This window comes from Sphingobacterium litopenaei (assembly GCF_014692495.1).
GTDB classification, from domain to species: Bacteria; Bacteroidota; Bacteroidia; order Sphingobacteriales; family Sphingobacteriaceae; genus Sphingobacterium; species Sphingobacterium litopenaei.
Genome location: NZ_JACOIJ010000007.1, coordinates 20,615 through 33,374, shown reverse-complemented (window position 1 = coordinate 33,374; position 12,760 = coordinate 20,615). Strand labels below are relative to the sequence as shown.

10 protein-coding genes are annotated in these 12,760 nt (G+C 35.5%); 9 read left to right on the top strand and 1 reads right to left on the bottom strand.

Going from position 1 to position 12,760, the window contains the following annotated elements:
* Positions 1–36 precede the first annotated feature (36 nt).
* From H8B04_RS05470 to H8B04_RS05460, 3 genes are all read left to right on the top strand, one after another.
* Entirely contained in the window at positions 37–891 is an 855-nt protein-coding gene (locus H8B04_RS05470; RefSeq protein WP_190301743.1) for a bifunctional transcriptional activator/DNA repair enzyme AdaA, read from the top strand.
* The gene (locus tag H8B04_RS05465) at positions 878–1,480 is read left to right on the top strand and encodes an alpha-ketoglutarate-dependent dioxygenase AlkB family protein (protein ID WP_190301707.1); all 603 of its coding nucleotides are present in this window, start codon (positions 878–880) and stop codon (positions 1,478–1,480) included. Before H8B04_RS05470 ends, H8B04_RS05465 begins: the two co-directional genes overlap by 14 nt.
* Before the next feature lie 84 nt (positions 1,481–1,564).
* Positions 1,565–4,189 carry a M14 family metallopeptidase gene (locus H8B04_RS05460; protein ID WP_190301706.1) on the top strand — a complete coding sequence of 875 codons (2,625 nt, stop codon included), beginning with the start codon at positions 1,565–1,567 and terminating at the stop codon, positions 4,187–4,189.
* 59 nt (positions 4,190–4,248) lie between these two features.
* Here the strand turns inward: H8B04_RS05460 and H8B04_RS05455 are convergent, their stop codons facing one another.
* Entirely contained in the window at positions 4,249–5,253 is a 1,005-nt protein-coding gene (locus H8B04_RS05455; protein ID WP_165290218.1) for a D-alanine--D-alanine ligase, read from the bottom strand.
* Positions 5,254–5,382: 129 nt separating this feature from the next.
* On the opposite strand from H8B04_RS05455, the gene H8B04_RS05450 reads away from it, so the two are divergent.
* From H8B04_RS05450 to rpsA, 6 genes are all read left to right on the top strand, one after another.
* A complete protein-coding gene (locus H8B04_RS05450; RefSeq protein ID WP_190301705.1) occupies positions 5,383–6,162 on the top strand; it encodes a PASTA domain-containing protein in 780 nt (259 codons plus the stop codon).
* A 4-nt stretch (positions 6,163–6,166) separates the two neighbouring features.
* Positions 6,167–7,207 (top strand): endolytic transglycosylase MltG, encoded by a 1,041-nt coding sequence (gene mltG / locus H8B04_RS05445; protein ID WP_165290216.1) that lies wholly within the window; start codon positions 6,167–6,169, stop codon positions 7,205–7,207.
* Between the two features lie 15 nt (positions 7,208–7,222).
* Positions 7,223–7,630, top strand: coding sequence for an acyl-CoA thioesterase (locus H8B04_RS05440; RefSeq protein ID WP_190301704.1), 408 nt, complete (start codon positions 7,223–7,225; stop codon positions 7,628–7,630).
* A gap of 6 nt (positions 7,631–7,636) precedes the next feature.
* The gene (locus H8B04_RS05435; RefSeq protein ID WP_165290214.1) at positions 7,637–8,599 is read left to right on the top strand and encodes a YihY/virulence factor BrkB family protein; all 963 of its coding nucleotides are present in this window, start codon (positions 7,637–7,639) and stop codon (positions 8,597–8,599) included.
* Positions 8,600–8,606: 7 nt separating this feature from the next.
* Positions 8,607–10,688 carry a hybrid sensor histidine kinase/response regulator gene (locus tag H8B04_RS05430; RefSeq protein ID WP_190301703.1) on the top strand — a complete coding sequence of 694 codons (2,082 nt, stop codon included), beginning with the start codon at positions 8,607–8,609 and terminating at the stop codon, positions 10,686–10,688.
* Between the two features lie 98 nt (positions 10,689–10,786).
* Entirely contained in the window at positions 10,787–12,715 is a 1,929-nt protein-coding gene (gene rpsA, locus H8B04_RS05425) for a 30S ribosomal protein S1 (RefSeq protein WP_165290212.1), read from the top strand.
* Positions 12,716–12,760: the final 45 nt, after the last annotated feature.

Here is a 12,760-nt window from a genome sequence, read left to right as displayed (position 1 = left end):
ATAGACAAAAAAGAAGTAGGACATTTGTGTATGGAGATGTCAGAAAATAATTTGAATTACAATCGGATAGCAAAAGCATTAGCTTACATTCAAGCTAATTTCAAAAGACAACCTAGTTTGGAAGAAATTGCAGCACACGTACATCTCAGTCCTTTTCATTTTCAACGTTTATTCCAAGAATGGGCAGGCACCACGCCAAAAAAGTTTTTGCAATACATTAGTCTACAATACGCAAAACAAATTCTTCAGGATTCCAAATCTACAGAAATAGCAACTTTCGAAACGGGATTGAGCAGTACAAGTCGCTTACACGAGCTTTTTGTCCATATAGAAGCGATGACACCTGCTGAATATAAGAATGGAGGTGCATCACTAGAAATCAACTATAGTATTCAAAGCACTTTATTTGGAGAAGTTTGTGTAGCTTCCACGAGCAAGGGAATTTGTCATGTTTCTTTTATTGACAGGGATGAAAATGCCTTAAAAACTATTCAGTCTTTATTTCCGAATGCACAAATTATATACTCAGAGCAAGCCCTTCATCAGGAAATAGAAGATTTTATTAATTATACTTCAAAAATAAACTCGCCAATCCATTTACACCTGAAGGGCACATCCTTTCAGCTCAAAGTATGGGAAGCCTTATTGAAAATCCCCCAGGGAAAGTTGAAAACGTATGGTCAAATAGCACACGAGATTGGCAATCCTAAATCATCCCGAGCAGTGGGAACTGCGATAGGAAGCAATCCAATAGCTTATCTGATACCTTGTCATCGGGTGATTCAAACTTCTGGACTCTTCGGCGGTTATATGTGGGGACCAATTCGCAAAACAGCGATCATTGGGTGGGAACATGCAACTATAAACTCTATTACAGATGAAATTATTTAATACAGCCGACCCAACAAAAAACTTGCTACCTTATGATGGCTCTGTGATTTATTATGGTCCAATTCTGGATAATCCCTCCTATTTCTACGAACAATTGCTGAAAGAAATAAATTGGCAGCACGATCAAGCCATTATTTTTGGCAAACTAGTTACTACCAAAAGAAAAGTAGCTTGGTATGGTGATCATGCGTATTCTTACAAATATTCGGGCATCGAAAAAGTCGCTTCCCCGTGGAACAACACTTTATTGGAACTAAAAACTATAGTGGAAAAATCAAGTGGCGAAACCTTCAACTCATGCTTACTGAATCTATACCATGATGGAGATGAAGGAATGGCTTGGCATAGCGATGGCGAAAAAGATTTGAAGAAAAATGGCGCGATAGCCTCCGTTAGTCTTGGCGCAGAACGAAAATTCTCTTTCAAACATAAAACTTCCAAAGAAAAGATTGATATTAATTTAGAGAATGGATCATTGCTTATTATGAAAGATGAAACGCAGACCCACTGGTTGCACAGACTTCCTCCAACGAAAATAATCCATACACCTCGCGTCAATTTGACTTTCCGAACTATTACGAACATGTAACATTTCTAATTCTAAATCAATTCAGTTCTTCATTCCCATCTTTCTTCATTATCTTTATTTAGACACTACCAATTTTCTAAATCAATGAAGAAAATATACTTTCTAGCACTTCTATTTGTGCATTTTCATATTTTATCCGCACAGATAACCACTCCAAAAGAACATTTTAGTTTCGCAATTGGCGAGGATTACCATTTAGCAAATTTTACACAGACAGAAGCCTATTTCAAAAAGCTAGCTCAACAATCGGACAGGGTCATTTATCAAGTCATTGGTAAGACGGAAGAAGGCAGAGATCAGCCCATGCTAATTGTTTCTTCACCTCAAAATCTGGCAAAATTATCCGAATATAAATCCATTTCGCAAAGTCTTGCACGTGCCGAACTTTCAGAGCAAAAAGCAAAAGAATTAGCCAAGCAAGGCAAATCTGTAGTATGGATTGACGGTGGATTGCACGCCACCGAAACCGTAGGCATGCACCAATTAATTGAGATAGCTTACCTTTTGGCAAGTAAAAATGATGATGAGACTAAAAATATTCTTGAAAATTGTATTATTCTATTAACACATGCTAATCCAGATGGACAAGAGTTGGTCAGCAATTGGTATATGAGAGAATCACAGCCAGAGAAACGTTCACTGAGTAATTTACCTTCTCTTTATCAAAAATACGCAGGTCATGACAATAACCGAGATTTCTTTATGTTGAATCTAAAAGAATCTCAAAATATAGCCCGACAATTGTTTATTGAATGGAATCCACAGATCATGTACAACCACCATCAAACAGCACCAGCAGGAGCTGTAGTTGCGGGTGCACCTTATCGTGATCCATTTAATTATGTATTCGATCCTTTGGTCATTACAGGAATCGAATCATTGGGTGCTGCAATGTCATCACGATTGTATGCAGAAAATAAGCCAGGTTACACTCAGCGCGGTGGCTCGGTCTTCTCCACATGGTATAATGGCGGATTGCGTACAACCACCTATTTTCACAACACAATTGGCTTATTGACTGAAATTATTGGTGGACCCAATCCATTTGAAATCCCTTTGGTGCCATCACGTTTGATTCCCAATAGTAATACGCACTATCCCGTTCTTCCACAGATTTGGCATTTCAAACAATCTATCGATTATTCGACATCGCTAAATTACGCGGTATTGAATTATGCAGCCAAGTTTAGAGAAGAGCTTTTGTTTAACATATATCGAATGGGAAGAAATTCCATTGAAAAAGGTAGTCAAGACAGTTGGTCTTTATCCCCAAGCAAAGTCGCTGTTGTGGAAAAAGCTATTGAAAATTTAAAAGTACAAGACGAAAAGTTAAAAAATCAACGTAGTAATCCAATACAGGCCCTAGATTCATTGTTGAAGGATTCAAAATATCGTGACCCAAGAGCATATATTATTTCTGCACAGCAAGATAATCCAGCTACAACAATCAAATTCCTAAATGCCTTATCAGCGAATGGAATTCGTATCGAACAAGCAAAAGAAAGTTTCGCTTTTGATGGTAAAAAATATCCAGCTCAAAGCTATCTGATACGAACGAATCAGGCTTTTCGTCCGCATATTCTGGATATGTTTGAAGCACAAGATCATCCTAATGATTTCGAATATGCAGGTGGCCCTCCTATCCCACCATACGATGCAGCTGGCTGGACTTTGGCTTATATGATGCATATCAATTTTGACCGTGCTTTTGATGACGTAAAAGGAAATTTCACTATGCTACCTTATGGTGAGCCTTTAAAAATTAATACAGCAGCACTAGGTACAGAAAAATATGTAGTGTTAGCGAATAAAGACAACGAAAGCTTTCGCGTAGTCAACGCATTACTAAAGCAAAAAGTCAAAGTTTACCGCAATGAAGCTGGAGGTTTTATTTTTCCCAATAATATTCAAGTAAAAGAATTGTTAGCCAAATCAGGTTTGTCCACAACTGGTGTTAATAATTTACCAAATGATAGTAAACTCATTAAATCCCTTCGCATAGGACTTTGGGACACCTACGGCGGTAGTATGCCTTCGGGCTGGACTCGTTTTATTCTTGAGCAATATGGCTATGATTTTACATTAGTTTTTGCACCAGAACTCGACAAAGGTGATTTAAATAAAAAATATGACGTCATTATTCTACCAAGTAATGCTTTGATTAGAACGTTCTCAAGTTCTCTTCCAGCGAATCTCCCAGCTAATTACATATCACAATGGGGAAATATGACAATGAATACTACACTTCCACAACTGGAAAAATTCATTAAAAATGGTGGGCATTTGATTGCAATTGGTAACAGCTCAAAAATAGCAGAAGATCTAAAATTAAACGTGGTGAATCACTTGGTAGACACAGATAATAAACCTTTAAAACGCGAAGTGTACTATACACCTGGTTCGGTCTTAACGGCTTCATTGGACAACAACTCCAAATCAGGAAAAGGCTATCCATCAGAAATTGATTTTTATTTCTCTAATAATAATGTTTACAAAATTCAGGATTCTACCCTCAAGCCTCTAATGTGGTTTTCTTCCGAAAAAGTCTTGAAAAGTGGTTGGTCATGGGGAGAAAAATACCTTAAAGATGGCGTTATAGGATTCGAGAAAAGCATAGAAAAAGGTAAGCTGACCGTATTTACTTCAGATATTACCTTTAGAGGCCAAACACATGGTACATTTAAGCTGTTATTCAATAATTTATATTAATACAGAAAGGGCAAGTTGTGGTTAACTTGCCCTTTCCTTTTATTAAAAAATAAAAAGTATTATTTTACTAAAGCAGCTTCAATTAACTCTCCGTAAAAATCAGTTTCTTTCATTCCAAAAGCGCGAACTTGTTGCGGAATAAAACTTTGCGCAGTTTGTCCAGGAATAGTATTGATTTCTATAAAATAGAATTTGTCGGTTCCATTTTCTAAGAAGAAATCCACACGTACCATACCTTTACAATTCAATCGAATATAAATCTTTTTGATAATTCGCGCAGCTCGATCTTGCTGCTCTTGAGTCAAATCAGCTGGAGTAATTTCTTCTGTTAATCCTGGCGTGTACTTCGCTTCGAAGTCAAAAAATTCACGTGTAGTTTTGACCTCTGTCGCTGGCAAAACCACCAACTCCCCCTTTGAATTTCTGAAAATACCTTGTGAAAACTCTCTACCTGTAACAAATTCTTCTACCAATACCTGAGCACCTGTATTTTCTGCATCATACGCCTTATCCAAGGCTTCCTTTAATTCCGAAGCTTCTTTTACTTTGGACATACCAATACTAGAACCGCCCGCATTTGGTTTTACGAAGTAAGGCAACTGCAACTTTGACTCCACTAAGTGAACAGCTTCTGCTCTATGATTTTCAAAAAGCAATACAGAATTAGCGACATTCAACTCTGGAATATCCGCGATAATTGCTTTTGTGTAGCCTTTGTTCATCGTCAACGAAGATGTTAATGCATTACAAGAAGTGTACGGTAAACCTACCATATCAAAATAACCTTGCAATCGACCATCTTCACCTGGTGTGCCGTGAAGGATGATAAACGCGACGTCAAATGTGATTTTAACATTATTTAACAACAAGGAGAAATCATCTTTTATGATATTGTGTTTCGTTCCGTTTTCATCTTCGTAATACCAACCTTCTGGTGTGATATCGATTAAATATATATCGTATTTATCTTTGTCTAATTGACTGTAAACGAATTTTGAACTTTTGTAAGATACTTCAGCTTCACCTGTATATCCACCTGTGACTAATGCTACTTTTGTTTTCATATTAAGGGATTCTGTTCGCAAATATAATTTGTGATACACGGAAAAACGAATATTTTTGCTGAATATTCGTTAGGTTTATCCACTACAGATAGCGTAACTTTACATTAAAGAAAAATAAAACACTTAGGGATGTCCAAATTATTACTTTATCTAAAAACAGATGAGTTTAGAAAAAACCTCATTTATGCATTAATAGCCATCGCAGGAATTTTCTTAACGGTATATATCGGACTAAGAATTTATACCAAACATGGTGATGCGCAGAAAGTACCTTTATTAAAAGGATTAACCATCACTGAAGCTAAAGAAATATTGGACAAAGCTGGCTTGGAATACAAAATCGATTCGATTTATCAAATGGATGCTAAACCAGGGTTGGTCATCGAACAAAATCCTTCAGCGAGTGCTCTTGTTAAAAGTGGCCGTACAATCTATTTAACAATTATTACGGAAGTAGCTCCGGATGTAGAATTCCCAAATATTATCGAAAAAAACCTAATCGAAGCACAAGCTATTCTTAACAATGCTTCGCTAAAAATTGCAGATACCATTTACATCAATGACATTGCTCGAGATGTGGTTTTAGATGCAAAATTTGCAGGACAAACCATTAAAACAGGACGTTTAATAGCTAAAGGTTCTAAAATAACATTAGTGCTTGGCAATGGTCGAGGGGCTAATGAAGTAGAAATCCCTACATTGACAAACTATACATTGGTAGAAGCGAAATTTGCTTTAGCAGGTCTTGGTCTTACTGTAGGAAAAATTACTGGTAATATAGTAGATACGGCTACAGCTCGTGTTATCAGTCAATCTCCTGATTCGACATCACGTTTTATCAGTATTGGTTCCCCAATTAATTTAGAGTTAGCAAACGACATTACCCCGACAGAAAAACTTCCAAATTAAAAACATGACTACAACAAAGAAATTTCCTAAATTGTTAGGAATCACCATTGCAATAATCCTTGCGGTAGGACTTATTGTGGGGTATAAAATTTATCAAATCTTCTTAGGTGCTTCGGTAACCGATGCGCAGAAATATTTATTCGTATATACGAATGACACTTACGAAAATGTATTGAGCAGAATCCGTACGGACAATGTGGTAAAAGATGCAGATGAATTTGATTATGTATCCAAAGCGATGAAATATCCAACTTCTGTAAAAGCTGGTCGCTACAAATTAGAAAAAGGGATGAGCAACAGAAGACTCATTGGAAATCTTCGCGGCGGATACCAAGAACCTGTATCATTACGTTTTTCGAATATCCGATTGAAAGAAGATTTTGCTGGTTTTCTGGGTCGCAATTTCGAACAAGATTCTTTGCAATTTCTTTCTCTATTGACCAATGAAGCAGTAGCTGAAAAATATGGCTTCACCAAGGACAACTTTTACACGATGTTTATTCCAAATACCTATCAAATCTATTGGAATACATCCGCAGATAAAGTGATTGATCGTCTAAATGAAGAATACAAAAAATTCTGGACAGCTGAACGTATAGAAAAAGCAAAACAACAAAATCTTACGCCTGTTGAAGTTTCTATTTTAGCTTCCATCGTACGTGGAGAGGCTCTTCACAACGACGAAATGCCAATGATAGCAGGTCTATATTTGAATAGATTGAAAAGAGGAATGTTGCTTCAAGCAGATCCTACGGTGATTTTTGCCAATAATGATTTTAGTATTCGCCGTGTGTTGAATAGACATTTAACGATTGATAATCCATACAATACATATCGATACAAAGGTCTGCCTCCAGGACCAATCAATATGCCTCCAATTGTGGCTATTGATGCCGTATTAAATCCGTCAAATCACAACTATATATATATGTGTGCAAAAGAAGATTTTTCGGGCTATCACGCCTTTGCTGAAACAGTAGCAGAACATCAAATTAATGCGCGCAAATTCCAAAAAGCACTAGACGAAAGAAATATTAAAAGATAAAAAATAAAAATATCCATGTTTGTACACGAAGAAAAAGTTAGGGTGAGATATGCAGAGACGGATCAAATGGGATACGTTTATTATGGAAATTATGCAGCCTATTACGAGGTAGCTCGTACCGAAATGTTGCGAAAAACAGGATTTTCTTACAAAGAATTGGAAGAAATGGGTGTCATGATGCCCGTGCTGGAAATGAATATTAAGTATATTCAACCGGCTAAATATGATGAATTATTAACGATTAAAGTAATAATTCGAGAAAAACCAGCCGTTCGAATCAAGTTTGAATATGAAGTGTACAATGAGGCTGGCACATTATTAAATACAGGAACCACTCAACTAGTCTTTGTTGATATGGCTAAAAACAGACCTTGCAAAGCCCCAGATGTTTTCATGAAGCAAATGGAGCCTTATTTCGACTAATGTGAAATGAACAAGCTCCATAATCGATTATTATTGTTAAAACCGTACGACAATTTGGTCGAATGGAGCAAAACAGCCTATATACCTGGTTTTGGAAAACTTCCTATTTATACTGTTGCTACGTTCTTCTTCCAAGAAATAACACGCGAGTCTATTCTCAATAAAGCATCTAGCTTAGCCTACAATTTTATACTGGCTATTTTTCCAGGTATTATCTTCCTATTTACCTTGATTCCTTATATTCCTGTCGAAAATTTTCAAGAGAAATTATTGGGATTTTTGGAAATTGTTATTCCAACGGATGCGTACAATGCCATTAAAAACACATTAGAGGATATTGTCAAAAACCAAAATGGTGGTTTGCTTTCTTTTGGTTTTCTATTGGCAACATTTTTTGCAACCAATGGCATGACCAATCTGATGATGGCTTTTAATAAAGCTTCTCTAACGCGCGAAAACAGAAAATGGATTGTTAGAAGAACCATTGCTTTGGCTCTTTCTATTGCGATTATCACCGCATTAGCATTAGGTATAGGGGTCTTTACAGCGGTTGGGGTCATCATTAACTACCTAAAGGAAAGTATAGATTATGATTTAGCTTGGCTTTGGACCTTCCTTCTTAAAATTTCTCGCTGGAGTATTCTTTTCTTAATCTATTTCCTTACTGTTGGACTAGTATATAAGTACGGTCCCTCCAGTTCTAAGCATTGGAAGATTTTTAGTCCAGGTGCTTTATTAGCAACAATATTGGCAATTCTAACCTTTTCTGGATTTGCCTTTTACATCAATAATTTTAACGCATACAATAAATTATACGGATCGATAGGTACTATTATTGTAATAATGATTTGGATGTATTTAAATTCCTTAATAATTTTGATAGGTTTTGAACTTAATACAAGTATTATTTTATCAAAACAAAGTATAAAAACTCCAATTAAAAAGATAGTTAATCAATTCAAAACATAGTTGCTTAATGATAGAAAAACAGATTCATTCAAGAAACAGAATAAGAACGGCCTTACTTGTTGCGACGATTGCTCTCTTTCTCTTTATTACTACTATTTTCTTTATTAGTATTAACTATTTTGAAGGAATTCAAAAACGTATTTCTAACCTAATAGAGCTTACAAATTACAAAGACTCAAGATACGAAAACGCGGTCAATTACTTCTTAGAAGCAGAAAACCACTTTAGACAATTCTCTATTGATCTCCAGATAAATAATTATAAAGAATATGAAAAAGATCTTCTCAGTCTAAGCCAGATAACTAACGAAATAATAGAGTCACATCAACGCGATAGCGTACAATTTGCATATGATTTAAACTCATTAGTTCGCTTAGATAAGTATAAAGTTTTACAAACTAAAATCAAACAACTCACAGCCTTATCCACACAGACAGATACGTTACAATCAAGACTTCAAAACACAGTACTTTCGTCTCCTCCATCTACTAAAAATCTCACAATAGACATCAACAAAGTAAAGAAATCTCCACAAAATAAAGAAAAATCAATAATTTATAATATTGTAAAAATACAACAAGACCCTGTCATAGATGAAGAGGTGATCCACACCTATAATGAAGAGATTAAAAATTTCTCTAAATCCAATTATAGTCATTTCTTTCAATTTAGAAACACTTACGAATCGATAAGAAAATCCGAAAGGAAATTATTAGCCAATCATTTCACTTTATTATACAGCATTTACCAGACCTTATTAGAAATTAATGATTTGCAATTGTTGAAACAGAAACAAATGCTCCAAAATGAACACCAGGATTTGTTGAGACAATCTGGTAAATTGACATGGCAAACAATATTATGTCTTGTTTTTATCTTTATTCTAATATTTATTATGATTTACTATCAATTCAGAAATAAATATTACGAAGAACAATTAATTCAAGAGGAGCAATATGCGGCCAAGTTAGCTTCCGAAAAATCAGATATCTTAGCAGAAATAAGTCATGAGATTAGGACGCCTATCAATTCTTTAATTGGTATAATAGATTTACTGCGTAGGAGATCTAATATCTATTCGGAAAAGGAAAAACTATTCCTCGATTCAGCATATTCTAATATATCCAATACTTCCCGTACCATTAATGATATTCTTAATCTTAGTAAAATGGATTATACATCCTCCATAGAATTAAAAGATTTTGATATAGAAGAATTGGCCCATGATATTTATTTGATACACAAAAGTCAGGCTGAAATTAAAAATATAGCACTCGAAGTCATCATTGAAGAAGATACCCCAACTATAATTCATTGTGATGAACTCAAAATCCGTCAAATATTGACCAACCTAATATCTAATGGTATTAAATACACCATGCATGGCAAGGTAAGTTGTTACATCATGATCAATGAACTCAACAATTTATACATTCGCATTTCGGACACCGGATTAGGTATTTCGGAAAGCATGCAACCCAATATTTTCAAAAAATACTTTACTAAAAGCGACGAAAACAAATTGAGTAATGGAATCGGTTTAGGTTTGTATATTACGAAAAGATTGGTAAAACAGTTACAAGGTTCAATCACCTTTACGAGTAAAGAAAACTATGGAAGTACATTTACCATAGAAATTCCTATTCCAAAGGCCAAAAAGAAAAATAAACCATCTGTTACTTATAACACCTTAGCTGATTTAACTGGCACTATTTCATGGCTTTTGGTAGATGACAATATTCTCAACATCTTATACCTCAAGCAGTATTTCCAAAGTTTTACGCAGGTCAAAACAGCTTCTAATGGTCTAGAAGCGCTCGAAATCTTAAAGAACTATACACCAGATATTATCATTACAGATATCAATATGCCAATTATGACTGGCGATGAGCTATTAGTATATATCAGAAAGCTACCTGAGCTTGCCAAAACCAAAGTCATAGCTACATCTTCTGATTATGAACAAATCAAAGAATTAGAGAAAAAAAGGATGCTAACCTTTGATAATATCATCATCAAGCCATTTAATGAAAAAGACCTTGTAAAAATAATAATACAGACCTCTGCCATCGACTCTTCGAGCGAATAAAAAACTGTTGAAACTTTTTTTTACATAAATAATTGGAAATAAAACTTTTTCGTATCTTTGCACTTCCTACAATGTAGGAAAAAGGAGAAAATTAATTAATGGCAAAAAAACAAGAAGCAGAAAAAGAGTTAGCGGCGAAAAACGCAGAGCTACAAGGTGCTGACACTAAAGTAGTGAAAGACACTGAGACAATTGAGTCTGAAGCAGATTCAACTTTGATCGACCAAATCAAATCAACTACTTGGTCTACACCAGAAGGTGATTTCGATTGGGATGCTGACGAGAAAGCTTTCGGTAACTACAGCGAGGCTGAGCGTGCTAAATTAGAAGAGCAATACGCTGGTACTTTCAACCAAATCAATCAAGGTGAAATTATCGAAGGTGTTGTTGTTTCTATCAACAACAAAGACGTTGTATTAAACGTAGGTTTCAAATCAGACGGTCTTGTAGCAAAAACTGAGTTTCGTGATCTACCTGATTTAAAAATCGGGGATACTGTTGATGTATTTGTAGAGTCTCAAGAAGATGCAAATGGTCAATTAGTATTGTCACGTAAGCGTGCAAAAACTCAAAAATCATGGGAAGCTATCAATGAAGCATTAGAAAATGATGCTATCATCGACGGTTTCGTTAAATCTCGTACTAAAGGTGGTCTGATCGTAGACATCAAAGGTGTAGAAGCTTTCTTACCTGGATCTCAAATCGACATCAAACCTATCCGTGATTACGATGTTTACGTAGGTAAAACTATGGAATTCAAAGTGGTAAAAATCAACCACGAATTCAAAAACGTAGTAGTATCTCACAAAGTATTAATTGAAGACGATTTAGAAAACCAAAAATCAGAAATCGTTGCTAAATTAGAAAAAGGTCAAGTATTAGAAGGTACTGTTAAAAATATCACTGACTTCGGTGTGTTCATCGACTTAGGTGGTGTTGACGGTTTACTTCACATTACAGATATCTCTTGGGGCCGTATCGAGCATCCAAAAGAAGTTTTAGCTCTTGATCAAACTATCAACGTTGTTGTATTAGACTTTGATGATGAGAAAAAACGTATCGCATTAGGTTTAAAACAATTATCAGCTCATCCATGGGAATCTTTAGACACTGCATTAGAAGTAGGTTCTAAAGTAAAAGGTAAAATCGTAACAGTTGCTGATTACGGTGCTTTCTTAGAAATCATTCCAGGTGTTGAAGGTTTAATCCACGTATCTGAAATGTCATGGTCACAAAACTTACGTTCTCCTCAAGAGTTCTTAAAAGTAGGTGATGAAATTGAAGCTCAAATCTTAACATTGGATCGCGAAGAGCGCAAAATGAGCTTAGGTATCAAACAATTGACTCCAGATCCTTGGAAAAACATCACTGAGCGTTACCCAGTTGGATCTAAACAAAAAGCTGTAGTTAAAAACATGACTAACTTCGGTGTATTTGTTGAATTAGAAGACGGTATCGACGGATTAATCCACATCTCTGACTTATCATGGTCTAAAAAAATCAACCACCCTAACGAATTCACTAAAGTTGGTGAAACATTAGATGTAGTTGTATTAGAATTAGACGAAGAAAACCGTAAATTATCTTTAGGTCACAAACAATTAGAAGAAAACCCTTGGGATACATTCGAAACTATCTTCACCGAAGGTTCGATCCACGAAGGTACAGTAATCAAAGTTGGTGACAAAGGTGATATCGTAGCTTTACAATACGGTGTTGAAGGTTTCTGTCCTTCTAAACACTCTGTAAAAGAAGACGGTTCAGCATTGAAAGTAGATGACACTGCTGAATTCAAAATCATCGAGTTCAACAAAGAGAACAAACGTTTAGTTATCTCTCACTCTCGTATCTGGGAAGAAGCTAAAGAAGAAGCTCGCAAAGAAGAATCTAACGCACGCAAAAAAGACGCTAAATCAGCATCAAACGCAGTGAAAAAAGTAAAAGATTCAGTTGAGAAATCTACTTTAGGTGATTTAGACGTTTTAGCTCAATTGAAAGAGCAAATGGAAGGTGGCGACAAAAAATAATTTTTAGTCACTGATCACATATAAGAAAAGCTCCAATCGCAAGAT

Bases quoted from the DNA above. Each gene is read 5' to 3' on its own strand.
- rpsA (WP_165290212.1), top strand. From the start codon at position 10,787: ATGGCAAAAAAACAAGAAGCAGAAAAAGAGTTAGCGGCGAAAAACGCA.
- H8B04_RS05450 (WP_190301705.1), top strand. From the start codon at position 5,383: ATGTCCAAATTATTACTTTATCTAAAAACAGATGAGTTTAGAAAAAAC.
- H8B04_RS05430 (WP_190301703.1), top strand. From the start codon at position 8,607: ATGATAGAAAAACAGATTCATTCAAGAAACAGAATAAGAACGGCCTTA.
- H8B04_RS05470 (WP_190301743.1), top strand. From the start codon at position 37: ATGTCAGAAAATAATTTGAATTACAATCGGATAGCAAAAGCATTAGCT.
- H8B04_RS05455 (WP_165290218.1), bottom strand. From the start codon at position 5,253: ATGAAAACAAAAGTAGCATTAGTCACAGGTGGATATACAGGTGAAGCT.
- H8B04_RS05435 (WP_165290214.1), top strand. From the start codon at position 7,637: ATGAACAAGCTCCATAATCGATTATTATTGTTAAAACCGTACGACAAT.
- H8B04_RS05460 (WP_190301706.1), top strand. From the start codon at position 1,565: ATGAAGAAAATATACTTTCTAGCACTTCTATTTGTGCATTTTCATATT.
- H8B04_RS05465 (WP_190301707.1), top strand. From the start codon at position 878: ATGAAATTATTTAATACAGCCGACCCAACAAAAAACTTGCTACCTTAT.
- mltG (WP_165290216.1), top strand. From the start codon at position 6,167: ATGACTACAACAAAGAAATTTCCTAAATTGTTAGGAATCACCATTGCA.
- H8B04_RS05440 (WP_190301704.1), top strand. From the start codon at position 7,223: ATGTTTGTACACGAAGAAAAAGTTAGGGTGAGATATGCAGAGACGGAT.